Here is a 24,379-nt window from a genome sequence, read left to right as displayed (position 1 = left end):
ACAGGATTCGTGAGAGGCGGACAGGCCGATCGGGTTCGACGGAGCAAAAGCATGACGATCAATCTTCAGATGCCCGACATTCGTGAGCTTCGTCCCCGAATCACGGTGTTCGGTGTGGGCGGTGCTGGTGGCAACGCGGTGAACAACATGATCACCGCCGGCCTCCACGGGGTGGAATTCGTGGTGGCGAACACCGACGCCCAGGCGCTCTCGCTCACCAAGGCCGAGCGCGTGGTGCAGATGGGCGTGGCGGTGACCGAGGGTCTCGGCGCCGGCTCGCAGCCGGAAGTCGGCCGCGCCGCGGCCGAGGAAGTTATCGACGAGATCCGGGATCACCTCTCCGGCTCGCACATGGTGTTCATCACCGCCGGCATGGGCGGCGGCACCGGCACCGGGGCCGCTCCCGTGGTGGCGCGGGCCGCTCGTGAGCTCGGCATCCTCACCGTCGGCGTGGTGACCAAGCCCTTCCACTTCGAGGGCGCGCGGCGCATGCGCGTCGCCGAGCACGGCATCAGCGAGCTGCAGAAGAGCGTCGATACCCTCATCGTCATCCCGAACCAGAACCTGTTCCGGGTGGCGAACGAGAAGACCACCTTCGCCGACGCCTTCGCCATGGCCGACCAGGTGCTCTATTCGGGCGTCGCCTGCATCACCGACCTGATGGTGAAGGAAGGCCTCATCAACCTCGACTTCGCCGACGTGCGCGCCGTGATGCGCGACATGGGCAAGGCCATGATGGGCACGGGCGAAGCCTCCGGCGACAAGCGCGCCATCCAGGCCGCCGAGGCCGCCATCGCCAATCCGCTGCTGGACGAGACCTCCATGCGCGGGGCCGGTGGCCTGCTCATCTCCATCACCGGCGGCAAGGACATGACCCTGTTCGAGGTGGACGAGGCGGCGACCCGCATCCGCGAGGAAGTGGACCCCGACGCCAACATCATCCTCGGCGCCACCTTCGACGAAGTGCTGGACGGCATCATCCGCGTGTCCGTGGTGGCCACCGGCATCGACCCGGCGGTCATCCCCGACCAGATCAGCCCCGGCGCCGAGCGCTACCCCGATCTGGCCGGCCGCAAGATCTCCAACGCCGGCCGCGCCGCCGTCGAGGCGACCCGCGAGGCGCAGATCCGCACCGCCGTCGCCTCCATCTCGGCCGAGGACCTCATCGGCATGGAGGATGCCCAGGCCCAGGCGGCGCAGGCTCACGCGGCTTACGCCCCGCAGGCCTATGCACCCGCCGCCCCGGCGCCCCAGCAGGCGGTCGCCATCGACGACGTGACCATCCGCGCCGCCGCGCCCAAGCCCTCCTACTTCGCCGAGCCGGAACCCGCAGCTCCCCCCGCGCCCATGGTGGAGGACGAGTTCGCGCCCTACATCCCGCCGCAGGGCCAGCGCCCGCGCAGCCAGCGCATGCCGCGCGTGGACGAGCTGCCGCTGCCCGGCCAGAACCAGATCCGCGCCCAGCGTGGCGAGCCGCCGGTTGAGCAGCCGCAGCCCGACAAGAAGCGCATGACCCTTCTGCAGCGTCTCGCCCATGTGGGCCGCCGCGAGGAGGAGCCGGAGCCCCAGCGTCGCGACCAGCCGAGCATGCGCGCCCCCGAGCGCCGTCCGGTGGAGCCGCGGCAGGACGCCCGGCCCGAGCCCCGGCAAGAGACCCGCCAGGAAACGCGCCAGGAGACCCGTGACGTGCGTCCGACCCTTCCGGGCCGTGCCGGCGAGCCGCCGGTGTCGGAATTCGCCAAGCGTCCGCCGGCCCGTCCGGCCGCTGAAGTGCCGTCCCGTCCGGGCCCGCACCACGAGGACGATCAGCTGGAGATCCCCGCCTTTCTGCGCCGCCAGGCCAACTGAGAAGTCGGGACCAAGTCCTGATCAGACGCGATCCCGGATGCCCTGGCATCTGTGGGATCGCGGATGAGGCGACCGGCCGGGAGGCGTCCCCCCCACCCTCCGTCCGGATGCAACCTGAGGCTTTGTTGTGTTCCCGGCATCGGTCGCAAGACCGGTGCCGTTTTCGTATGGACGGGGGCGTGGAGCCATCGTGATTCGGGCGCGACCAGCCTGCGACGGTATTGCGCAGCCTGTAACAGTCGCCGCGACGCGCTTGGCGTCGGCATCGCTAACGATTTGATAGTTAATGGAAAATTTAAGCCGAAGCTTGGTAACAGTTGGTAGGCAAGCGTGATTTGGCGTCGCCTGTTCCGGCGACTAGGGTGCACCCATTCCAAAGGTTCCACACGCCTCGCGTTGACAGTTTGTTGGTACAACCGAGGCGAAAGTGGGAACGCAAGGTGAAGGTTTGAGGGACGGGTTGCGGCGGCCATGAGGCAGCGGACCCCAGCTCCGATACGGGACGCATCGACATGCAGACGACACTGGCTCGCGAGATCACGCTCAAAGGTGCGGGTGTCCATGCGGCCGTCGACGCGACCGTCACTTTGAAGCCTGCCCTCGCGAACACCGGTATCGTCTTCGTCCGCTCCTTCGCCGATCAGGCGCCCCGCAAGGCCACCGTGAGCCGCACTTCGGTTCAGGCCACCGACCTTGCCACCGTCCTCGGTGATCGCTCCGGCGCCCTTGTCTCCACCGTCGAGCATCTTCTCGCTGCCTTCCATGGCCTTGCGATCGACAATGCGGTGGTGGAGATCGATGGGCCGGAAGTTCCGATCCTCGACGGCAGCGCCGCCGAGTTCGTGGCCGCCATCGATGCCGCCGGCGTCACCGAGGTGCGCGGCCGCCGCAAGTATCTCAAGGTGCTGAAGCCGGTTCGGGTGGAGAACGGCGCCTCCTTCGGAGAGCTTCTGCCCTACGACGCGGGCTTCCGCCTGGAAGTGGAAATCGAGTTCGCCCACGACGCCATCGGTCGTCAGCGCTTCGCCGCCACCATGTCCCCCGCCGTGTTCCGCCGCGAACTGGCCGGTGCCCGCACCTTCGGCTTCCTGAAGGATGTGGAGCGCCTGCGCGCTGCCGGCTATGCCCGCGGGGCGGCGCTGGAGAACACCGTGTGCCTCGACGAGGCCGGCGTGATGAATGAGGGCGGCCTGCGTTTCACCGACGAATTCGTGCGGCACAAGGCCCTCGATGCGGTCGGCGATCTCGCCCTTTCCGGCCTGCCCCTGCTCGCCCGCTACCGCTCCTTCCGCGGCGGCCACAAGCTGAACTACCAGGTGGTGGACGCCCTCTTCTCCGACCGCTCCGCCTATGCGGTGGTGGAGGCCCCGGCTCGTCCCGTGCGCGACACGGTGGGTGCCGACATGGGTGTCTCGGCCCCGGTGCCGGTGTTCGCACCGGAAGTCTGATCGGTTCTTTGCTCGTATTAAAGCGGCGCCCCACGCGGGCGCCGCTTGCGTTTTGGGGCGGGCTTCGCTTGCGGTTTGTGCCGGCGCTTGCGGTTTTTTAACCTGGATTCCCGTTCATTGGGGCCGGATCTGCCCCAATGGAGCCGGAAACCATCGCAAAGTGGGCTCCTGCCGGTGTCATCCGGCCGGGGCCGAACAAGTCGTGAGCCGGCGTTGCGGGGACGCCACAGTGCGGCGCTGGCCGACCATGGGCACGGCCATGCCGCCGCTCCGCCACATTGCCGACCGAAAGCCCCGATAGCGCGGAGACGGAAATTTTTTCCTCCGGCCCGGCGGGCGGGGCCGGGTGGGGAAGACGCGGCGGGGACGAAGCTGTGGCAGGTGCGTGTTCTATGGCCGGCGCCTCGAGCCGGGTACGGGAACAGGCTCCAACGACGGGGTGAGGACCAAGGTCGGACGGTGCCATCGTGGCGCCATGTCCCGGCCGGCAATCCTCCTTTACAAGCAGCGCCCAGGGGCGCGGGACGGAAGCTGAACCGTGATGCGATTCTTTTACGAGGTCCTGAAGGTGCGCGCCGTCGTCCGCGGCGGAGCGCTGGCACTCGCCCTGGTGATGGGGCTGCTTGTGACCGGCTGCGCCAGCGACAAGGACGACGTGCTGCCCCCCGACGAGCCGGCGGAGAAGATTTATAACGAGGGCCTGACCCTGCTGCGCCGGCAGGAGCCGGAGAAGGCCGCCAAGCGCTTCGAGGATGTGGACAAGACCCATCCTTATTCGGAATGGGCGCGCAAATCGCTGCTCATGACCACCTACGCCTATTTCGAGGCCGGCAAATACGACGAGGCCATCGCGACGGGTAAGCGCTACATCGCGCTGTATCCCGGATCGCAGGATGCGGCCTACGCGCATTATCTCGTCGCCTCCGCGCTTTACGAGAATATTCCCGACATTACCCGCGACCAGCGCAAGACGCGGCAAGCACTTGATGCTCTTGAAGACGTGGCGCGCAAGTATCCGAACACCGAATACGCCGCTACGGCGAAGAAGAAGATCGAGGTCGCCCGCGACCAGCTCGCCGGCAAGGAGATGCTGATCGGTCGCTACTATCTGGAGCAGCGCAACTACACGGGCGCCATCAACCGCTTCAAAATCGTGGTGACGCAGTATCAGACGACGCGCCAGGTGGAAGAGGCCCTGTATCGCCTCACCGAGGCCTATATGGCGCTCGGCGTGGTGAACGAGGCGCAGACCGCCGCCGCCGTACTCGGCTATAACTTCCCCGACAGTTCGTGGTACAAGGACGCCTACAAGCTGGTTCAGGCCGGAGGGGTCGAACCGCAAGAGAACAAGGCGTCCTGGATCAGCCAGGCGTTCAAGAAGATGGGGCTTGGCTGATCATCCATGCTGGCAGCGCTCTCGATCCGGGACATCGTCCTCATCGAGAAGCTCGATCTCACCCTCTCGGAAGGCCTCACGGTCCTCACGGGTGAGACGGGTGCTGGCAAGTCGATCCTGCTCGATGCCGTGTCCCTCGCCCTTGGCGGGCGCGGTGACGGCGCTCTGGTGCGACACGGCCTGCCCAAAGGGCAGGTGACGCTCACCTTCGACCTGTCCCCCGACCATCCCGCCCACGCCATACTCGCCGCCGCCGAGCTTCCGGACGAAGGCCCCCTCGTGGTGCGCCGCATCCAGATGGCGGACGGGCGCACGCGGGCGAGCGTGAACGAGGAATCGGTGAGCGTGCAGACGCTCCGCCTCATCGGCGCAAGCCTCATCGAGCTGCACGGCCAACATGATGACCGCGCCCTGGTGGACCCGGCCAGCCATCGCGTCGTCATCGATGCCTTCGGTGGCCTCGGCGCCAAAGCGGAGGCCGTCGGGGCCTTGTGGAAAGCGTGGCGTGCGGCCCTGTCGGACGCCAGAGCCGAGCGGGAGCGGCTGGAGATCGCCGCCCGGGAGGCCGATTTCACCCGCCATGCGGTGGAGGAACTCACCGCCCTTGCGCCCGAGGTCGGGGAAGAGGCGGCGCTGTCCGAGCGCCGCACCGGCATGATGCGCTCGGAAAAGATCGCCGCCGACCTCGACGAGGCGCTGGACGCGGTGGCCGGCGGCAGCTCGCCGGTGCCCTCGCTGGCCGCCGCCGTCCGCCGGCTGGAGCGCCGCGCCGGGGAGGCGCAGGATCTGGTGCGGCCCGCCGTGGAGGCTATCGACCAGGCACTGGACGCGCTGGAGATCGCCCGCGCCCATCTCGAGGTGGCGCTGGCGGATGCCGCTTTCGAGCCGGCGGAGCTGGAGCGCATCGAGGAGCGGCTGTTCGCGTTGCGCGCCGCAGCCCGCAAATACGCGGCAAGCGTGGACGACCTGCCCGCGGTGGCGGCGCGGTTCTCCGCGGAGCTTGAACGCCTCGACCAGAGTGCGGCCACCCTCGCCCGCCTGGAGAAGACCGTGGCTGCGGCGGAAACCGCCTATCGCGCGGCGGCAGCCGACCTGTCGTCGGAGCGCCAGGCGACGGCCGGCGTGCTCGACGCGGCGGTGGTGGCCGAGCTGCCACCCTTGAAGCTGGAGCGCGCCGCCTTCATCACCAAGGTCACCAGCGATCCCGCCTCGGCCGGGCCGGACGGCTACGACCAGGTGGAATTCTGGGTGCGCACCAATCCCGGAACGCGACCGGGGCCTCTCATGAAGGTGGCATCTGGTGGCGAGCTGTCCCGGTTCCTGCTGGCGCTTAAGGTGGTGCTGGCGGATCGCGGATCTGCCCCCACCCTCATCTTCGACGAGATCGACACCGGCGTCGGGGGCGCGGTGGCGGATGCCATCGGCCAGCGCCTGGGGCGGCTTGCCCAGAAGGTGCAGGTGCTGTGCGTGACCCATGCGCCGCAGGTGGCGGCCCGGGCGCGTCACCATCTGCTCATCGCCAAGGCGACCGCGGACGGTGCGCCGGGACAGGACGGGCTCGCGGAGGACGCGCCGGTCACCACGCGGGTGGCGCCCCTCAACGCCACCACCCGGCGCGAGGAAATCGCGCGCATGCTGGCCGGTGCCACCGTGACCGCCGAAGCCCGCGCCGCCGCCGACCGCCTGCTGAAGGCTGCGCGGTAGGGCTGCGCCGATCGGCTCGCACCGCAATCGGATCGGCTAATACCAATGGCCCGTGAGCTTGACTCATGGGCCATTGGTCAAGCCCGCGCGGCGCTTGAGCGTCACCCACTCGGCATCGGTCGAAGACCGAGGCCGATGGTATAAGGCATTTTCTTTCCTTAAGTTTTGCGCGTGTGCTGCAACCCTTCGGTTCGCCGGGAGAGCGGACGCTTCGCCTGATCGGGCGGCCCGGAATAACGATGCGAACCCGTTCGCACGTCTTGGGCCCCTGGGAATCAGATCCCCGCTCCGCCGCCGACGGGACCAACTCGCCCGTACCGCACCGCCAGACTCCGAATCAATCCGCCTGTGGCATCAATCCGCCTGTGGCTTGTCGCGGCGCAGGGATTTGACTTCGCCACGCCGTTCCTTGGCCGCGAGGCGTCGCTCCTTGGAGCCCAGGGTGGGCCGGGTAGGCCGGCGGATTGGCGCCACGATGGTCGCGCTGCGGATGAGCTCGACCAGCCGCTCGAGAGCGTCCTCGCGGTTGCGCTCCTGGGTGCGGTAACGCTGTGCCTGGATGATGATGACGCCGCCCTGGGTCATCCGCTTTCCGGCCAGCCGGACCAGGCGGTTCTTCACCCCCTCCGGCAGGTTGGGCGAGCCGGCGGCATCGAAGCGCAACTGCACTGCGCTCGACACCTTGTTCACATTCTGCCCGCCCGGCCCCGAGGCGCGCACGAAGGAGAGTTCGATCTCGTCCTCCGAGATGGCGATGCGGGGCGTGATTTCGATCATGGCAGAACCTTCGGCGTCGAGCGCGACCGCAAGGGCTCGCGGGCCGCATTCGGCCTCCCGCCCGCCGGCACCACACAGGCCGCCAGCCCAGGCGCCATCGCTCTTAGACCAAACGTCGCCGCCGACCAACGGCGTCGACGGTTCGCCTTGCCGTGCGCAAGCGGCTCCGTCCCCTTCGTGGTTCGGCAAATGGCCGCGACGCCGGCGCTGGCCGCCGCTCAGCTCAGATGGCGTGGCGGTTCGCGGTGGGGCCGAAATGCTCCACGTAGCGGGGGCTGATCACCGAGACCGGCAGGATGATGAGCACGTCGGTGGTGCCGAACTGGTGGTCCACCACCGCGCCGTCGCCGACAAAGCCGCCGAGGCGCAAATAGCCCTTGATGAGCGGGGGCAGGGCCTGCAACGCGGCCTTCGGGTTGATCTCCGCCTTCGCCATGCGATCCATGCTCACGTAGCGGCCCTCCACGGCTCGCGCGCGCCATTCGTCCGGCGCCAGCGCATTGTGATGGAGGAAGGAGAGCGGCAAGGCGAGCGCCGTAGGGTCGGTACCTTCCAGGCTCGCGCAGCCGAACATGGCGTCGATCTTGTTGCGCAGGATGTAGGTCCACACGCCGTGCCAGAGCAGTTCTACGGTACGCTTGTTGCGGTAGGGCTTCAGCACGCACGAGCGGCCGAGTTCCAGGAACCGGAGGTTCGGGTGGGCGGCGATGATGCCGTTCACGTCGAACTCGCCCTGGGTATAGAAGCCGCCGTGGCGTTGAGCGACCTCCTGCCGCAGCAGGCGGTAGGTGCCCACCACCTTGGGCTTGCGCCGGCCGAGCACCATTTTGCCCGCGTCGTGGTCGAGCACGAGCAGGTGCTCGCAGATGGCGTCGAAACTGTCCATGTCGCGGCGGGCGAGGCGGGCTGGTCCATCCGGCACCGCCGACATCTCCTCGTAGAACACCTTGTAGCGCAGGCGCTGGGCGCGCCGTACGTCGCGCGCGGTGCGGGCGAGCCGCACCTCCAGCGCGCCGAGGCGCCCGAGCACGAGGCCGTCCGGATCCGGCGGCAACGCGTCCTTGTAGCGGATGCCCGAATAAGCGCGGAAATCGGTCACCAGCTTCTGCGGTACGTACATGGCGGGCTTGCCGGGCATCGCCTGCCCGATTGTTTTTTCGAACGGGACGTGGAATGCGCTTTCGCGGCTGATGGGCCCGATGGTGCCAAGGCCGGCGCCGGCCTGCCCGAAGCCGGACCGCGCGTCGCCTCGCGTCATGTCCCAGGAGAGATCGCGCGCAAAATCGCGTGCCAGATCACGGGCAACGTCGATGCCGCGCCCGAACAGGGCCGGCAGGCTGAAGCTTGGATCGGTCTGTCCTGTCCGTTTCATTGCAACGACCCCCTCCCCGGGCCGCCGCCTGCGGCGCGCGCGCCATCCCTGAACATCCGGCCCCGCCCCTGGAACCGCGCCAGCAGGGGCGCGATCCGAGACACTAGGCGTCGCCCCTATCGCCCCCCGGAACCGGTACCCTCGGCTACCAGGCCATGAACGTCACCAACACCATAGTTTTTCGACGCCCATGTGACAATGGAGCAGGGCCGCCGGCCTCGGGATCCAGGCCCACGACAGCACAGGTGCTGGCGCGTCGAGGCAAGCATCGGCGTTCCCCGCCTTGCGGGGCATCCGGTGCGGTGCTAGCGCCAGGGTGAGGCGCCGGCACGAAGGCGCCCGTGAGACCAAGGGGGGCATGATGTCTATTGTTCGTGGAATGTTCGCGGCTGTGGCGCTGGCCGCAGGTCTGGTGCAGATCGCGCCCGGTATCGCTGTTGCGCAGCCTCGGCCGACGCCGGCCGAGGTCGACACAGTGATCGTCCAGGGTGCCGGCCAGATTACGGTTCTCACCTACAAGGCGAAGTTCGTGTCTGCGGATCCCGTGACGCGGCGCGTGGTGTTGGAAGATCCGTCCGGTCGTCGCTGGGCGGTGATCGCGCCGCCGCTGCTGGGCGACCTCACCTTCTTTCGAAATGGCGAGACCTTGATCATCCGCGTGGCGCCCGGCGTGGTCACCGCCCTTGGCAAGGCGCGGCAGGGCAAGCCGGGAGAGGTGATGAACGAGGTGGCGCTGGACGCCGGCCTGCCCGGTTGGCCGGAAGGCTTCGGCGTGCGCGAGGTGACGCTGACGACCATCTTCGTGGCAGTGGACAAGGCCGCCGGAACGGTCACCTTCGAAGGGCCTGACGGTGGCGTGCGCACCGTGCGCGCGGCGAATGACAAGGTGCTTGCCGACCTGCAACAGGTCCAGCCCGGCGACCTCGCACAGATCACCTATCTCGAAGGCCTGGCCGTCAACGCCGTTCGCTGAGCCGGCCCAAGCTCCGAAGCGGCGCCGCAGGGCGTCGCTTCGCTTCTGATTGGAGATCATGCGGCCGCCCTCGGGCGTTCAGCGGCGGCGCGATAGGCCAGTGCCTCCGCGAGGTGACGGCGTCCGACACCATCGGCGCCGTCAAGGTCGGCGAGGGTGCGCGCCACCTTCAGGACCCGGTGATAGCCGCGGGCGCTGAGGCGCATTGCGTCCGCGGCGTCGCGCAGGAGGGCCGCGCCGCCCGGGTCCGGCGTTGCCACCTGATCCAGCAGGGGGCCGGAGGCCTCGGCATTGGTGCGCACGTCCCGCCGCCCGAGGGCGGCGTAGCGTTCCATCTGGATCTCCCGCGCCATGGCCACCCGCGCCGCCACTTCCCGCGAGCCCTCCGTCGGGGCGGGCAGCACGAGATCGGAGGCGGACACCGCCGGCACTTCCAGATGAATGTCGATGCGGTCGAGGAAGGGGCCGGACAGCCGGGCCTGATACTCGTCGGCGCAGCGCGCGCCGCGCTTGCAGGTGAAGCCGGGCTCGCCCGCGCGGCCGCACCGGCATGGATTCATGGCCGCGATCAGCTGGAAGCGCGAGGGGTAGGTGACACGATGGTTCGCCCGCGCGATTAGAACCTCTCCCGTTTCCAGGGGCTGACGCAGGGAGTCGAGAACCTGGGGAGAGAATTCCGGCAGCTCGTCCAGGAAGAGGACGCCATTGTGCGCCAGGGAGACTTCACCGGGCTTCGCCTTCACGCCGCCGCCCACCATGGCGGCCATGCTGGCGGAATGGTGTGGCGCGCGGAATGGGCGGCGGTCCATCAGCGCGCCGTCCTCGATGGAGCCGGCCACCGACGCAATCATGGACACATCGAGCATCTCGGCGGGAGACAGGGACGGCAGGATGGAGGGAAGCCTCTGGGCCAGCATGGATTTTCCCGCGCCCGGCGGCCCGATGAACAGAAGATTGTGCCCACCAGCCGCGGCGACCTCGAGGGCGCGCTTCGCCGTCTCCTGCCCCTTCACGTCCTTCAGGTCGAGCATGTTTTCCCCCGGCGCCTTCATCCTGGGTTCGGGCCGGCCCATCACTTGCCGGCCGGTCATGTGGTTGGCGAGCTGGATGAGGGATTGCGGCGCCAGGATCTCCATGTCGGGGCTGGCCCAGGCGGCTTCCGCGCCGCACGCGGCAGGGCAGATGAGGCCGTGCCCGCGCGCGTTGGCGCCGATGGCCGCGGGCAGCACGCCGGCCACCGCGGCGATGGCCCCGTCGAGCGCCAGCTCTCCCACCACGGTGAAGCCGTCGAGCGCGTCGGACGGTATGGCGCCGATGGCGGCCATGAGCCCGAGTGCGATGGGCAGATCGTAGTGGGAGCCCTCTTTCGGCAGGTCGGCCGGCGCGAGATTGACCGTGATGCGCCGCGCGGGCAGCGCAAGGCCCGAGGCGATGAGTGCCGCCCGCACGCGCTCGCGCGCCTCCGACACGGCCTTATCCGGCAAGCCGACGATGGTGAAGGCCGGCAGGCCCGCCGCGACATGCACCTGGACGTCCACGGGGCGCGCGTCCACCCCCTCGAATGCGACTGTCGCAACCCGCTGGATCACCGCACCCACCCCGCTCGACTGCCTGCATCCTACGGTAGCGGAGGATTACCGCAACGACAAGAACGAAAGCGGAACAATTTTCCTTGCCACGTCCGCAGCCGCGGTTATTCTGGCGCGGCTTCAGCGAACAGGGGCACAAGATGACGGACGGGTCAGCGGGCGGAATGCGCAGCCACGAGGCGCATGTGGCCGACATGTTCGGCCCTCAGGCGGCCGCTTATGTGGCGAGCGCCGTACATGCGCGCGGTGCGGACCTCGAAGCCTTGTCGGCGCTGGTTGCTGAGCTGCGGCCAGGGCGGCTGCTGGATCTTGGGTGCGGCGGCGGGCATGTGAGCTTCGCGGCTGCGCCGTTCGTGGCCGAGGTTGTGGCCTACGATCTCTCCGATGACATGTTGGGCGCCGTCGCCGCGGAAGCGGGGCAGCGCGGCTTCACCAACATCTCTACCCGGCAGGGCGTGGCCGAGCGCCTGCCGTTTTCTGACGCCAGCTTCGATTTCGTCGCCACCCGCTTCAGTGCCCACCACTGGCGGGATGTTCCGGCGGCGATGGGTGAGGCGCGGCGGGTCTTGAAGGCGGACGGGCGTGCCATGGTGATGGATGTGATCGCTCCCGACTGGCCGGTGGCGGACAGCTTCCTGCAAACCATCGAGGTGTTGCGCGATCCCTCCCATGGCCGCGACTATCGCGAGGCGGAATGGGTGGAGCATGCGGAGGGCGCCGGCTTTCGGGTCATGCGAACCGCCAAGCGACGTCTGCGGCTCGAGTTCAGTGCCTGGGTCGAGCGGATCCGCACGCCTGAACTGCACGTGGCGGCCATAAGATCCCTGGTCGCCGGGGCGAGCCGGGATGTGGCCGAGCATTTCGAGATCGAGGCGGATGGCTCCTTCACTCTCGACACGCTGACACTGGAACTGGAACCGGCCTGAGCGCGGTGCTGGCGCTCTATCCTCCGCGGCCTCGGTTCCTTACGGGAATGGGGCCCTGGGGGATTTGGCGGCGGTGAGGACGACAGCCTATTTCTTCTCCAGCATCAGCCGGCCCTGTTTCTTGATGAGGTCCTGCGCTTTTCGGGCCAGAAGGTCGAGGAGGAATGGCAATTCGACGGACAGGTGGACGGCCTCCTCCGTCACGTCGAGGGTGCCGTTCGCGGTCTGGCCGAGGGCAGCGATACGGAAGTCCAGGTGCTCGCCGGTCCAGACCTCCTGGAGGATGGCGATGTGGCGGCCGAAGCGCGAGCGCACGGTGGTGAGCCCCACCTGAAGGCGCCGTGTCGCCTCCGCCTTGCCGAGTCGGTGCGGAATGGAAGCGGTGAACGGCTGGCCCATGTGCCTGTCTCCTGCGCCTGTCTCCCGGCTGGCGGCGGCCGGGGGTGATATCCTCCGGCGGGTGCTTTTGGTTCATTCGATTAAGCGTCGCTGGGCATATCGCGCCGCTGAGCACTCACCGGTCAGTGCCGATCGGGCTGCGAGCCGTCTCCAGCACCGTTCGCATGGCGTCCGGAGCGGTGATGCCGGCGCCACGGGTCAGGCAGGTGCGCGCTTCTCCTCGATCTTGTCCCAGATCTGGGCGGCTATGTCGGGTCCGCCCAGACGCTTGATGGCGCGCAGGCCCGTGGGGGAGGTGACGTTGATCTCGGTGAGGTTGCCGTCGATCACGTCGATGCCCACGAAGATGAGCCCCATCTTCTTCAGTGAAGGACCAATGCGGGCGCAGATCTCCAGTTCCCGATCCGTGAGGTCGGTGGGCCGCGCGGCGCCGCCGCGCACCATGTTGGAGCGCAGGTCGCCCTCGCTCGGCACCCGGTTGACCGCGCCTGCCGCCTCGCCATCCACCAGGATGATGCGCTTGTCACCGTGCTTCACGGCCGGCAGAAACTGCTGGATGACCCACGGCTCGCGGAATGTGGTGGCGAACAGGTCGTAGAGCGAGCCGAAATTGAGGTCATCGGCAGTCAGGCGAAACACGGCCGCGCCGCCGTTACCGTAGAGCGGCTTCATCACCACGTCACCGAATTCGGCCCGGAACGCCTTGATCTCGCTAAGGTCGCGGGAAATCAGCGTGGGCGGCATCAACTCGGGAAACTCGGTGACGAAGATCTTCTCCGGCGCGTTGCGCACATGGGCCGGGTCGTTCACCACCAGCGTCTTCGGGTGGATGCGCTCCAGCAGGTGCGTGGCGGTCACATAGGCCATGTCGAAGGGCGGATCCTGGCGCATCAGCACCACGTCCATCTCGTCGAGCGCGACGCGCCGCTTCTCGCCGAGGCTGAAATGGGCGCCGGCCTCGTCCTTCACCGCAAGGGGCTCCACGGTGGCGAAGACGGCGCCGTCGCGCATGGCCATGCGGTCGGGGGTGTAGTGGAACAGGGTGTGCCCGCGCGCCTGGGCTTCGAGCATCAGGGCGAAGGTGGAGTCGCCCGCTATGTTGATGTTGGCAATATGGTCCATCTGGACCGCGACCTTGAGGGCCATGGCAATCTCCCGGCGCCCGGCTGGGGCTTCGCCTTATCTATAGGCGCGCACGGCAACCTGCCACCCGCTCCCGGTTCAGAACTCCGCCTCGAATGCGCCGGGCAGGTGCTCGGCGGCGCCCGAGCGGGCGAGCAGCACGGCGTCGAAGCGCATGTTGAGGCTCGCCAGCTCGGGATGGTCGGCGAGGAACGCCTCGGCCGCCGCGGCGATGCGCCGCCTTTGGCGCGGCAGAAGCGAGAAGGCGGCATCCGAAAGGGCGGCCCGCAGCTTCACCTCGCAGAAGACGAGCAGGTCGCCCTGCCGCGCGATCAGGTCGATCTCGCCGGCCTTGGTGCGCACCCGGCGGGCCAATATCTCGAAGCCATGGGCGCCCAGAAGCGTGGCGGCGCGGTCCTCCGCGGCGAGGCCCCGCGTGTGGGCGGCACGGCGGCGGCGCGTCGCGGCGGGAACCTCAGTCATCGGTTGCCTTGTCCCCGGCCCGGCCTTCGGACAAGGCAAGGGCACGGGCATAAACCTCCCGCTTCGGCCGCCCGGTCATGGCGGTGACGGCGGCCACGGCGTCCTTCAGGGAGGCATCCTTAAGGGCGCGGGTCAGGGCCTCGTCCACGGCCGCGTCACCGGCGGCCTGCTCCAGCGGCGGGCCCACCACCAACACGATCTCGCCCTTCGGGGCCTCCGCCTGCCCATAATGGGCGGCGAGGGTGGAGAGGTCGCCGCGGCGCACTTCCTCATAGGCCTTGGTGAGTTCCCGGCATACCGCCGCCTTGCGTGGGCCGAGCCGGTCGGCGAGGTCAACGAGGCTTTCGGCCAGGCGCGGGCCGGTCTCGTAGAACACCAATGTGGCCGGAACGCTCGCAAGGGTTGCAAGTCGATTGCGGCGCTGGCCTGATTTCGGCGGCAGGAAGCCATCGAACAGGAAGCAGTCCGTGGGCAGGCCGGCAGCCACCAGGGCGGCGAGCAGGGCCGAGGCGCCGGGCACGGGATGCACCGTGTGGCCGGCCTCGGCCGCCTCTACGACCAGCTTGAAGCCGGGGTCCGAGACCAGCGGCGTGCCGGCGTCCGAGATCAGGGCGATGCGGTGGCCGGCAGCGAGCCGCGCCAGCAGCTTCGGCCGGGCGCTGGCGCCGTTGTGGTCGTGATAGGGCACAAGCGGGGTGGTGATGCCGTAGCGTTCGGTGAGCCGGCGGGACATGCGGGTGTCCTCGCAGGCGATCACGTCCGCGCCCGCCAGCGTCTCCAGCGCACGCACCGTCACGTCGCCGAGGTTGCCGATGGGGGTGGCCACCACGTGTAGGCCGGGGGCGAGGGCGGGGGCCGAGACGCGGGTGCCGGCGATGAGGAAGGTGTTCACATCCGCCCCGGCGGCGGAGGGCTCCGGGCGGGCGGGGGCGGGCGAGCGGTGCGGGCTGGTCATGGCGCCACCATAGCCCCGCTCGTGCGGGACGAAAACGGGGCTGAGACGCGGCGGCTTGGGCAAGGTGCGGGGCTGGCCTCATCCCATCCGGCGGGCAGCGGCCACTACCGCCTGGCCGAAGGCGAGACCGCCGTCGTTGGCCGGCACTTGGCTGGGTACCAGCGGGGTGAGGCCGCGCGCTTCCAGGTGCCGCACCGTCTCTTCCAGCAGCCGGGCATTCTGGAACACGCCGCCGGACAGGGCGACGGCGGTGAGGCCTTCCGCTGTCGCCACCTGCGCCGCCACTGCGGTGAAGGCTTCGGCGAGGCCCGTATGGAAGGCGGCGGCCATGGCGGCGCGGGGCCGCCCGGCGTGGAGATCGGCGACCAGCCCCTTGAACAGCGGGGCGGGGTCGATCTCGAAGGGCCAACCATCGGCGCGCAGCGCGAAGGGATAGGGCGGGGCCTCGCCTTCCGCCGCCGCCTCCAGCGCCATGGCGGCCTCGCCCTCGTGGCTGAGGCGGTCGGGCGCGAGGCCAAGCAGCGCCGCCACCGCATCAAACAGACGGCCGGCGGAGGAGGCCAGAGGCGCGTTCAGGCCCTTGTCCATCATGGCGCGCAGGGTCAGGAGCGGCTTGCCAGCGAACAGCGCCGCGAGGCGCGGGTCGCCATCCACCGCGGAACGCCCCAGCGCGCGGTCGAGATGGGCCAGAAGCACCCGCCACGGTTCCCGGCTCGCCGCATCCCCGCCGGCGAGCGGGATGGGCGAGAGGCGGGCGACCCGGCGGCTGGTGCGGTAATCGCACACGAGGATTTCGGCTCCCCAGACCGTGCCATCCGCGCCCAGGCCGAGGCCGTCCAGCGCGATGCCCACCACCGGCCCGTCCGCCCGCCGCCAGCCGGCCTCGGCCATGGCGGCGGCCATATGGGCATGGTGGTGCTGCACCCGCTCCAGAGGCAGGCCGGCGGTTGCGGCGAGGTCTTCGCCGAGGCGGGTGGCGCGGTAGTCCGGGTGCAGGTCCACGGCCACCACCGCCGGCCGGTGGGCGAAGAGGGCGGTGTAGTCGGCAAGCGCGGTCTCGAAGGCGTCGCCCGTGGCCGGCTCGTCGAGGTCGCCGAGATGGTGGGAGAGCAGAGCCTTCCCACCGTGGGTGAGGCAGAGCGCGCTCTTCAGCTCGCCGCCCAAGGCGAGCACGGGCGGGGTGTCGGCGAAATCGGCAGGCAGGGTCAACGGCATGGGGGCGAGCCCGCGTCCCCGCCGCATAATCCGCTGCCGGCCGGCCACGTGGCGCGCCACGCTGTCGTCGAGGCGGCGGGCGATGGGCCGGTCGTGCATGAGGAACGCATCGACGATGCCGGCGAGGCACTCGCGGGCCTCGTCGTCGCGGAAGATCTGGGGTTCGCTGGAACGGTTGCCGGAGGTCATCACCAGCGGCCGGCCGACGGCGGCCAGCAGCAGGTGATGCAGCGGTGTATAGGGCAGCATCACGCCGAGATGGCGCTGGCCCGGGGCGATGCCGGGTGCGAGCGGCGCGCCGGGCTTCAGCGGCAGCAGCAGGATGGGGGCGGAGGGGTGGGAGAGGGCCGCCTCTTCCTCCGGGGCGATATGGCAAAGGGCGTGGGCGGCGGCGAGGTCCGCCATCACCGCCAGCGGCTTCGTGGGGCGGTGCTTGCGGGCGCGCAGCAGGGCGACGGCGTCCGCATTGGTGGCGTCGCAGGCGATGTGGAAGCCGCCGAGGCCCTTCACCGCAAGGATATGCCTGGCTCGCAGCAGGGCGGCGGCGCGCTCGATGGGGTCCGCGCTGGTGTCGCCGTCGCCTTCCAACCACAGGCGGGGGCCGCAGTCCGTGCAGGCGATGGGCTGGGCGTGGAAGCGGCGGTCGGCGGGGTCCTCATATTCTGCGCGGCAGGCGGGGCACATGGGAAAGCCGGCCATGGTGGTGGCCGGCCGGTCATAGGGCAGGCCGGTGACGATGGAAAAGCGCGGGCCGCAATCGGTGCAATTGGTGAAAGCGTATCGGTAGCGCCGCGCTTTGGGGTCGGTGATCTCGGCGCGGCAGGCGGGGCAGGTGGCGACATCCGGCACGACCCCCACCGAGACGGCGCCGGCCCCGCTTTCGACGATGCGGAAGGCGCCCTCCGGGACCTGTGCCGGGCGCCGCACGATCTGTTCCACCCGCGCCAGAACGGGGGCCTCATGCACCAGCGCCGCCGCGAAGGCATCGCGCGCTGCGGCGGGGCCGGCGATCCGGATGACCACACGGTCGCCGGCGTTGCGCACGTCTCCGTTCAGGTCCAGCCGGCGGGCGAGGCGATAGACGAAGGGGCGGAAGCCCACCCCCTGCACGATGCCGGAAACCTCGATCTTCTCGCCCGCGACCTCGGTGCCGGTCACCTCTTTGCTCATGGGGCTCAATGCACCGTGCAGACCATGCAGGGGTCGAACGAGCGCACGATGTGCTGCACGCTCACCGGCGTGGTCTCGCCCTGCCGGATGGGGGCGCCCACCAGCGCCGTCTCCAGCGGTCCCGGCTGGCCGCCGGCATCGCGGGGGGAGAAGTTCCAGGTGGTGGGGGCGATGATCTGGTAGCGGGCGATGCGCCCCTTCTCCACCACCATCCAGTGGCCGAGCGCCCCCCGCGCCGCTTCCGTGAGGCCGAAGGCGCGCCCCGCCTGCGGTATCACGCCCTGCGCGCACCAGGGAGCGCCGGGATGAAGCTGGCGCACCCAGCCTTCCATGGCGATCAGGGTGCGGGCTGTCTCCACCAGCCGGCCGACCACGCGGGCGCGCACGTTCGCCCCCTCTTTGGCCGCAAGGTCGCGGGCGAGGGGATGGCCGGCCACCACCTGACGGGCGAAGGCACCGGTCTCGAACGGCAGGCCCGACAGGCGCGGGGCCTTGCACCAGGTGTAGCCGGTCTCGTCCGCCGCATCGGGGAAGGTGGAGCCCTCGAAGGGAGCGTGGGGCGCCTCGCGGCCTTCCATGCGGGCGAAGCTGTGGTCCTCGGTGATGGCTGCGGGATCGAGGCCTTTGGCCCGCCCCCCGGCAAAGGTGCCGCCGGTATAGAGCCGGCCCTCGTCCAGCGCATAGGCGCCGTAGGACAGGAAGCGGTCGTGGGCGCGGCCGAGGCGGGCGAGGTCCAGGTCGGCGGCGATTTCGAGGAACAGGCGGAAGTCGCCGTCCGGCCCCTTCTGCCGCCACGCCTCCAGTTCCGCCACGTCGGCGATCTCGGCCACCCGCTCCAGCGGGGCGCCATACAGGCGCTCCTCCAGGTCGGCGCGCACGGCACCGAGGGTGGCGATGAGGCGCATCTGGTCCCGCGCGTCGGCCCCCTTGGCGACCCCGCCCGGCTGGATCGCCAGCGTGTGCGGCCAGCGCCCGGCGAGCAGGCCCATCACGTGCAGCAGCGTCGCCCGCGTCGCCAAGGCCCGGCGCACGCTTTCCCCCTGCGCCGCCTTGAAGCGTCGGGCGGCCGCGGCGAACCAGGGGCGGTCCTCATAGATGGCCCGGGCGAAGTCGGGCATGAAGAAGACGTGGAAATGGGTGAGGTGGTCCGCCACATTCTCGGTGGCAAGGATGAGGTTGGTGGCGACACGGCCATTGTCGGTGGGCGCGATGCCCTCAAGGCCCGCCAGCGCCAAAGCCGCCGCATGGGACTGCGACACCGAGCAGATGCCGCAGATCCGCGGCGCGATGACCAAAGCGTCGCGCGGGTCGCGCCCCTCCAGAATGCGCTCGAAGCCGCGGAACAAGGGCGAATTGACGAAGGCCTGCCGTACTTCCCCTTCGGCCACGTCAAGCCGGACTTCGAGGTCGCCTTCTACCCGGTTGAACGGCCCCACCACGAGCCGTTTCGTCTTCGCGCTCATCGCTTGCGGATGTCCCGCACGGCAGGTGGCGTCAGAACATGGTCAGCGGTGGCGTTGCGCCTCAGCCGGTCCGGGGTCGCCGCCTTGGCGAGGGAGGACAGGGCGATGAACCACGCCTTGGGCATGTCGGTGGGCAGGCCCACGGGGATGCCGCCGATCTTGGGGGTGTCGAGGAAGGCGTGGCCCGGCTCCTCGAACTCGGGGGCGGTGCAGTTGATGCAGGCATGGCCGCCCCGGGTGCAGGAACCCTCGCCGTTCCACAGCCGCGTGTTGCAGTCGGCATGGGCCTGGGTGCCGAGGCAGCCCAGATGCTCCATCATGCAGCCGAGGTCGCTCATCTTCTCGGCGCTGGCCTTGTATTCGTAATATTCGTTGCGCGGGCAGCCATGGTGCACGAGGTGGTCGGCGTAGAAGCGCGGGCGGCCGTAGCTGTCGAGGTCCTCGGCCCGCATGAGGTCGGACGCGAGCAGCATCAGCGTCTCGGTCACCCAGTTGGGATGGGTGGGGCAGCCGGCCACGTTGACCACCGGCAGGCCGGAGCGGGAACGGAAGGCCGCGCCCAGCGCCCCGCCGGGGCGGCGCCCGTCATATTGCAGGCCACAGGCGTCGGCCGGATTGACCCCGGCCGCCGTGACGCCCCCATAGGCGGCGCAGGTGCCCACCGCCACCACGTGTTCGGCGACGGCAGCGAGCCGCCGCGCCCAGTCGATGGTGGCCGTGTCGGTGCCGGCAAGGGTGTGGAAGCGCCCGGTGCCGTTCGGCCCGCGCAGCAGCGCGCCTTCGATGCACAGGGCATCGAGGCGGATGTCCCCCGCGAGCACGGCCTCGAACAGGGCGATGGCCTCGTCCCCGGTCTCTTCCGACAGGGTCGGGTGCCACAGGAAGCGGATGTTCGCGCTGGCGAGCGTCGCGGCAAGGTCGGGGGCCTCGGCGCACAGCAGCGACATGGTGCAGCCGCCGCACCCGCCCGATTGCAGCCACAGCACGGTGAAGGGCTCGCGTGCCGTGGTGCTCATGCCCGCCCTCCTGCCGGCAGGATGAGGGAGATGACGGCGCCCCCGTCCGGATGGTTGGCCGCTTCCAGCCTCCCGTCATGCTCCTCGGCGATGCGATAGCAGATGGACAGGCCGAGCCCCGTGCCCTTGCCCACCGCCTTGGTGGTGAAGAAGGGATCGAAGATGCGGCCGAGAATGTCCTCAGGGATTCCCGGCCCGCTGTCGCGCACCCGCACCGCCACCCGCTCCCCGTCCGGACCACCGAGGCGCTCGCCGGTGATGTCGAGGCGCGGATCGGGCCGGCCTTCCAGCGCGTCCACGGCGTTCTGGACGAGGTTCATGAGCACCTGGTGGATGTGGCCGGGATGACCCACGGCCTCCAGCCCCTCGGGGATGGCGACGCGGATGGCGAGGTCCGGCATCTGCGATTTCGCCACCCAGTCCACCGCCGAGCGCACCACGCTGGCGAGGTCGAACACCTCCCGCGCCTCGCGCTTGTCGGAGGAGAAGCGGCGCAGGTCCGCCACGATGTCGCGCACCCGCTCGGCGCCTTCCAGCATGCCGGCGAGGGTGGCGGGAATGTCAGCCAGCGCCCGGTCGATGCGCAGTTCACCACGGGTGCGGGCGAGGGCGGCGGCGTCCGCGCCCGCGTGCACCGCGTCGAGATAGGCGATGAGCCGCTCCGCATAGCGCTTCAGGGCGTGGGCGTTGCCATAGACGAAGGAGATGGGATTGTTCAGCTCGTGGGCGACGCCGGCCACGAGGCGGCCGAGGGAGGCCATCTTCTCCGCATGCACCAACTGCTGTTGGGTGCGCTTGAGATGCTCATGGGCATTGGCGAGGGCGTGATAGGCCGCGCGCAGCTCGCCGATGGGCCGGCCCACCAGCACCACGCCCACCGGCCGCCCACGCGGGTCGAAGCGCAGGGCGCCGTTCACCGACACCGCCTGCGGCCCTTCCGGGGTGGCGAGGGTGAATTCCCGGTCGGCGATGCGCTGGCGTCGTGCTGCCGTGGCGAGGACATCGCTCGCCGAGGTGGGGGAGGAAGGGTCGAGCAGCGCGGCGAGGGGGCGGCCGGTGAGGGCGTCGGCCAACTGGCCGAACACGCGCTCGGCGGCAAGGTTCACCTGTTCCACACGCCCGGCCAGGTCGCAGGCGATGAGCACATCGGTCATGGAGCCGAGCAGGCCGGCGATGAAGCCCTGGGCTTCCTCCAGCGCGGCGTTCTTCTCCTCCAGCTCCACCTGCTGGCGGACCAGCTCCGCATAGGTCTCGTCCATCTTGCGGATGACGGCGATCCACGCCTCTTCCGCGTCGACCGCGCCGAAATCGGGCGCGCCGCTGGCGAGGGCCAGCGGGCTGTCGGCGAGAAAGTCCTTGCCCTCGGGCATGGGCATCGGGCGGTCCTGACGCGGGAGTTGGGACCTGCGAGTTAATCCCGCGCCGGGGAAAAGCGCAACGCCGCCCTCAGCGCGGCTCCACGCCGTCGCGCAGGGCCCGCAGGCGGTCGTAGGTGTCGGGGAAGGCGTCGAGCCGCGTCACCCCCACCATGCGGATGTAGGCGGAGGGTCCGAAGCGGATCCATTGCACCAGCTTCACCGGCGCGCCGGTCTTCACGTCGGTGCCGGTGGCCATCACCTCAAAGCCGGTCTGGCCGGAGATGCGCTGCGGCTCGGCGCGCTCCAGCTTCAGGTCCTTCACGCCGGGCAGGGTGGACAGGAGCCGGAGCGCGAACTGGCGGCGTTCGTCCTCGCGCGGGGCGCCGCCACCCACCGTGACCACGAACAGGGGCTGGTCCACGCCTTCCTGCACGTCCTTCGGCCCGTCGGTGAGGATGAGCGTGGTGCCGGCCAGCGCCCGCACCGGGCGGAAGCCGGCGAGGTTGGTGGCGACGAAGGGCAAGGCGGCCACCTGGTCCGGCACGGAGCGGATCGCGAGGGTGGCGAGCGCGGCGCGCACCGTGGCATCGGGATAGGCGGCAGCCTCGCTCTCGGGCACCTGCAGGGTGATGAGGCCGGTGAGCTGGTCGGTTCCCACCAGCAGCACCCATTTGCGCAGGGAGGCGGGGCCCGCCGTCTGCGTGCCGGTGAACAGCACCGCCTTCGCGCCCTTGAGGGGGAACGCCTCGCGCTTGTCGAGGGTGATGCCCTTGCCCGCCAGCGCCGTGTCGGTGAAGCCGGCGTCGATCTGCTCGTAGGCATCCGGCGGCATGTCCACGATGAGCAGGGAGGCGCTGTGGGCGCGGTCCTCGAAGCCGGCGAAGGCCTGCCCTTCCACCATGCCCGGCGGCGGGACGAGGCCGATGGCCGAGCCGCGGGGGAAGGTCGGATCGGCGGCGAAGGCCGCGGACAGGGGCGCCGCGAGGATCGAGAACGCGAGGACGACGGCGGACAAGAGCAGGCGCATGGAGGGCTCCGGCGGGGGAGGAGGGATCCGGCGGCAGGGCCTCCGCTCCCCGCGGTCTCGGATCGAAAGGTCTGTTTCGGGCGACATTCGGGCTTTTCTGTGGGGCCTTGCCACAGGTGCGAGGCTTCAGGTGGCGGGATTCACCCGCCGCAGCGTGAGGTTGAAGCGTCCGCCCTCGGGCAGCAGCGTGGACGTGCCGGGCAGGATCCGGTCGATGCCGTGGAATGCCAGCCGGCTCGGCCCGGACAGCAGGAAGATGTCGCCGGAGGCGAGGCGGATCGAGCGCGTGGCGCCGCCCCGCGTCTCGCCGCCGATGCGGAACAGGGCGGTGTCCCCCAGCGAGAGGGAGAGGACCGGCGTGGTGAAGTCGGCTTCGTCGCGATCCTGGTGCAGGCTCATGCGGGCGTCCGGCCCGTAATAATTGATCAGGCAGGCCGCGGGCGGGGCTGGGAAGGCCGCATAGGTGGTCCATAGCTCCGTCAGCGCCGGCGGCATGGCGGGCCATGGCGCGCGCGTTTCGGGATGGAACGGCTGGTAGCGGTATCCGGCGGCGTCTGAGACCCAGCCGAGCGGCCCGCAATTGCTCATGCGGACGGAAAACGGCTTGCCCGTCCGCGGCATGGCCGGCGTGAACAGCGGCGCTTCGTCCAGCACCGCGCGGATGTCCGCGAGCAGGGCGGCCTGGGCCTCCCGGTCGAGCGCGTCGCGAAACCACAGAGCGCCGGGGGCCACCTCCAGATGGGCTGGCATTTGGGTTGGCGTGGAAGCGGGCGTTGCCGTCATGTCTTCAGGCGCTCCGATTCCGGCGTTTCAAAGAAAACAGAGGTACTGGACGGCGGCTTTCCCTTGGCGTGACCACGGCTTTAATGGGGAAGTAACCATATGTTACATATCACAATTAAGCTAAGTCGGAACAAAAAGGCGCGGCAGGATGTCTTCGGGTCGCTGGGATCGAGAGGAGAGTCGTCATGAATCCCCGCCTAAAGAGTCTCCGCGCAAGCATCCGTCTTTCGGTTGGCCTCGGCATCGCGGTGCTGATCGCCGGGGTCTCCGCCGCGTCGGCACAGGCCGTCGTGGTGGGGCCCGGAGGGTATATCTCGCCGGCCCAACGTGGGTACATCCAGGGTTATGTGGTGCGTCACCCGGTTCCGCCGGCTGTGATCCCGGGGGGCTTCGTCGCCTCCGTGGGGGCGGTGTTGCCGGCCGGCATCCCGCTCCAGAGCTTCGCCGCGGCGCCGACCTACCAGCGCTACTCCACCTACCAGCAGGGTTATTACGGGCCGGGCTATTATGGTCAGGTCTTTTACGGCCAGGGCGATCCGGGGGTCGGCTATCCCGACCGGGGCGGCTACGACGTGGCTGACTACAACACGCCGGTCTATCCGGGCGAGCTCTACGGTGGGGGCTACGGCGGCGGTTATGGCGGTGGCTATGGAGGCGGGGCTGACCTCTCGGGCTACCGCTACGTTGTGCTGCCGGGGGCCGAGGCGGCGGTGGTGGAGCCCCGCACCCGTCGGATCATCCTGATCATCGAATGAGGACGATGCTCCAATGACCCAGACTCCCTTTTCCCGCGGCGGGGGGAAGAGGGGGCTGCAGGTCCGGGCGTCTGAAGTCCGATGACCCATGGCGGCATTTTATCCGGGTCACTGGCCGTGGCGGGTCGGTTCGGGCATGGTGCCGGCGCTCGCCCATCAGGCAGGAGAGGCCATGGCACCGCACGCGAAGTTCTACTGGAACGAGCTGATGACCGACGATGTGGAAAAGGCCAAGGCCTTCTACAGCGCCGTGTTCGGCTGGACCTTCAGCGAGATGCCCATGGAGGGTGGCCGGGTCTATTATGTCGCCATGCTCGGCGACGAGCCGGTGGCCGGCCTGATGGACAAGACCGACATCGTGCCGCCCTACGTGCCGCCCCACTGGTTCGGCTACATCAGCGTGGACGATGTGGATGCCCGCGTGGCGCTGCTTGAAGCCAAGGGCGGGCAGGTGGTCCGGCCGCCGTTCGACATCGAGGGTGTCGGCCGCATCGCCATCGTTGCCGACGCGACCGGCGCGCCGCTGGGCCTGATGACCGCGTTCGACGAATAATACCATCGGCCTTGGTCTGCGACCGATGCCAAGCGTGTTCGCTCAAG

21 protein-coding genes are annotated in these 24,379 nt (G+C 69.5%); 8 read left to right on the top strand and 13 right to left on the bottom strand.

Going from position 1 to position 24,379, the window contains the following annotated elements:
• Positions 1-51 precede the first annotated feature (51 nt).
• From ftsZ to recN, 4 genes are all read left to right on the top strand, one after another.
• On the top strand, positions 52-1,848 hold the full coding sequence (gene ftsZ / locus FZ033_RS06690) for a cell division protein FtsZ (protein ID WP_149575358.1): 1,797 nt from the start codon (positions 52-54) through the stop codon (positions 1,846-1,848).
• A gap of 512 nt (positions 1,849-2,360) precedes the next feature.
• The gene (gene lpxC / locus FZ033_RS06685) at positions 2,361-3,296 is read left to right on the top strand and encodes a UDP-3-O-acyl-N-acetylglucosamine deacetylase (RefSeq protein ID WP_149575357.1); all 936 of its coding nucleotides are present in this window, start codon (positions 2,361-2,363) and stop codon (positions 3,294-3,296) included.
• Positions 3,297-3,837: 541 nt separating this feature from the next.
• Positions 3,838-4,692: an outer membrane protein assembly factor BamD gene (locus FZ033_RS06680; protein WP_149575439.1), complete on the top strand. Its 855-nt coding sequence runs from the start codon at positions 3,838-3,840 to the stop codon at positions 4,690-4,692.
• 6 nt (positions 4,693-4,698) lie between these two features.
• A complete protein-coding gene (gene recN, locus FZ033_RS06675) occupies positions 4,699-6,396 on the top strand; it encodes a DNA repair protein RecN (protein WP_149575356.1) in 1,698 nt (565 codons plus the stop codon).
• A gap of 354 nt (positions 6,397-6,750) precedes the next feature.
• Here recN and arfB read toward each other — a convergent pair whose 3' ends face one another.
• Together arfB and FZ033_RS06665 are read right to left on the bottom strand one after the other, a co-directional pair.
• Positions 6,751-7,173, bottom strand: coding sequence for an alternative ribosome rescue aminoacyl-tRNA hydrolase ArfB (gene arfB, locus FZ033_RS06670; RefSeq protein ID WP_149575355.1), 423 nt, complete (start codon positions 7,171-7,173; stop codon positions 6,751-6,753).
• Between the two features lie 223 nt (positions 7,174-7,396).
• Positions 7,397-8,545, bottom strand: coding sequence for a GNAT family N-acetyltransferase (locus tag FZ033_RS06665; protein ID WP_149575354.1), 1,149 nt, complete (start codon positions 8,543-8,545; stop codon positions 7,397-7,399).
• 379 nt (positions 8,546-8,924) lie between these two features.
• Between FZ033_RS06665 and FZ033_RS06660 the strand changes: the two genes are divergently transcribed.
• Complete coding sequence (locus tag FZ033_RS06660; RefSeq protein ID WP_149575353.1) at positions 8,925-9,518, top strand: hypothetical protein; 594 nt, start codon at positions 8,925-8,927, stop codon at positions 9,516-9,518.
• A 56-nt stretch (positions 9,519-9,574) separates the two neighbouring features.
• On the opposite strand, the gene FZ033_RS06655 is transcribed toward FZ033_RS06660, so the two are convergent.
• Positions 9,575-11,107: a YifB family Mg chelatase-like AAA ATPase gene (locus FZ033_RS06655; RefSeq protein WP_149575352.1), complete on the bottom strand. Its 1,533-nt coding sequence runs from the start codon at positions 11,105-11,107 to the stop codon at positions 9,575-9,577.
• 140 nt (positions 11,108-11,247) lie between these two features.
• Here FZ033_RS06655 and FZ033_RS06650 point away from each other — a divergent pair, with 140 nt between their 5' ends.
• A complete protein-coding gene (locus tag FZ033_RS06650; protein WP_149575351.1) occupies positions 11,248-12,033 on the top strand; it encodes a class I SAM-dependent methyltransferase in 786 nt (261 codons plus the stop codon).
• Between the two features lie 87 nt (positions 12,034-12,120).
• On the opposite strand, the gene FZ033_RS06645 is transcribed toward FZ033_RS06650, so the two are convergent.
• The 10 genes from FZ033_RS06645 to FZ033_RS06600 form a co-directional block, all read right to left on the bottom strand.
• Positions 12,121-12,432: a polyhydroxyalkanoic acid system family protein gene (locus FZ033_RS06645; RefSeq protein ID WP_149575350.1), complete on the bottom strand. Its 312-nt coding sequence runs from the start codon at positions 12,430-12,432 to the stop codon at positions 12,121-12,123.
• Between the two features lie 198 nt (positions 12,433-12,630).
• Positions 12,631-13,578 (bottom strand): glutathione synthase, encoded by a 948-nt coding sequence (gene gshB, locus FZ033_RS06640; protein WP_149575349.1) that lies wholly within the window; start codon positions 13,576-13,578, stop codon positions 12,631-12,633.
• 75 nt (positions 13,579-13,653) lie between these two features.
• Entirely contained in the window at positions 13,654-14,037 is a 384-nt protein-coding gene (locus FZ033_RS06635; protein ID WP_149575348.1) for a YraN family protein, read from the bottom strand.
• Positions 14,030-14,992 carry a 16S rRNA (cytidine(1402)-2'-O)-methyltransferase gene (gene rsmI / locus FZ033_RS06630; RefSeq protein WP_149575347.1) on the bottom strand — a complete coding sequence of 321 codons (963 nt, stop codon included), beginning with the start codon at positions 14,990-14,992 and terminating at the stop codon, positions 14,030-14,032. Before rsmI ends, FZ033_RS06635 begins: the two co-directional genes overlap by 8 nt.
• 78 nt (positions 14,993-15,070) lie before the next feature.
• A complete protein-coding gene (gene hypF, locus FZ033_RS06625) occupies positions 15,071-17,377 on the bottom strand; it encodes a carbamoyltransferase HypF (protein WP_149575346.1) in 2,307 nt (768 codons plus the stop codon).
• A gap of 5 nt (positions 17,378-17,382) precedes the next feature.
• Positions 17,383-18,840: a nickel-dependent hydrogenase large subunit gene (locus FZ033_RS06620; RefSeq protein ID WP_149575345.1), complete on the bottom strand. Its 1,458-nt coding sequence runs from the start codon at positions 18,838-18,840 to the stop codon at positions 17,383-17,385.
• The gene (locus FZ033_RS06615) at positions 18,837-19,856 is read right to left on the bottom strand and encodes an NADH-quinone oxidoreductase subunit B family protein (protein WP_149575344.1); all 1,020 of its coding nucleotides are present in this window, start codon (positions 19,854-19,856) and stop codon (positions 18,837-18,839) included. Before FZ033_RS06615 ends, FZ033_RS06620 begins: the two co-directional genes overlap by 4 nt.
• Positions 19,853-21,232 (bottom strand): sensor histidine kinase, encoded by a 1,380-nt coding sequence (locus FZ033_RS06610; RefSeq protein ID WP_149575343.1) that lies wholly within the window; start codon positions 21,230-21,232, stop codon positions 19,853-19,855. The genes FZ033_RS06615 and FZ033_RS06610 overlap by 4 nt, the downstream gene beginning before the upstream one ends.
• Positions 21,233-21,302: 70 nt before the next feature.
• Positions 21,303-22,241 (bottom strand): hypothetical protein, encoded by a 939-nt coding sequence (locus FZ033_RS06605; protein ID WP_149575342.1) that lies wholly within the window; start codon positions 22,239-22,241, stop codon positions 21,303-21,305.
• 126 nt (positions 22,242-22,367) lie between these two features.
• On the bottom strand, positions 22,368-22,991 hold the full coding sequence (locus tag FZ033_RS06600; RefSeq protein WP_149575341.1) for an alpha-ketoglutarate-dependent dioxygenase AlkB family protein: 624 nt from the start codon (positions 22,989-22,991) through the stop codon (positions 22,368-22,370).
• A gap of 218 nt (positions 22,992-23,209) precedes the next feature.
• Here FZ033_RS06600 and FZ033_RS06595 point away from each other — a divergent pair, with 218 nt between their 5' ends.
• Both FZ033_RS06595 and FZ033_RS06590 read left to right on the top strand, forming a co-directional pair.
• The gene (locus FZ033_RS06595; RefSeq protein ID WP_149575340.1) at positions 23,210-23,779 is read left to right on the top strand and encodes a hypothetical protein; all 570 of its coding nucleotides are present in this window, start codon (positions 23,210-23,212) and stop codon (positions 23,777-23,779) included.
• A gap of 172 nt (positions 23,780-23,951) precedes the next feature.
• On the top strand, positions 23,952-24,332 hold the full coding sequence (locus FZ033_RS06590) for a VOC family protein (protein ID WP_149575339.1): 381 nt from the start codon (positions 23,952-23,954) through the stop codon (positions 24,330-24,332).
• Positions 24,333-24,379 lie beyond the last annotated feature (47 nt).

It is taken from the genome of Xanthobacter oligotrophicus (assembly GCF_008364685.1).
Lineage (GTDB): Bacteria > Pseudomonadota > Alphaproteobacteria > Rhizobiales > Xanthobacteraceae > Xanthobacter > Xanthobacter oligotrophicus.
The sequence above is the reverse complement of the archived record's forward strand: the minus strand, read 5'-3'. Positions and strand labels throughout refer to the sequence as shown.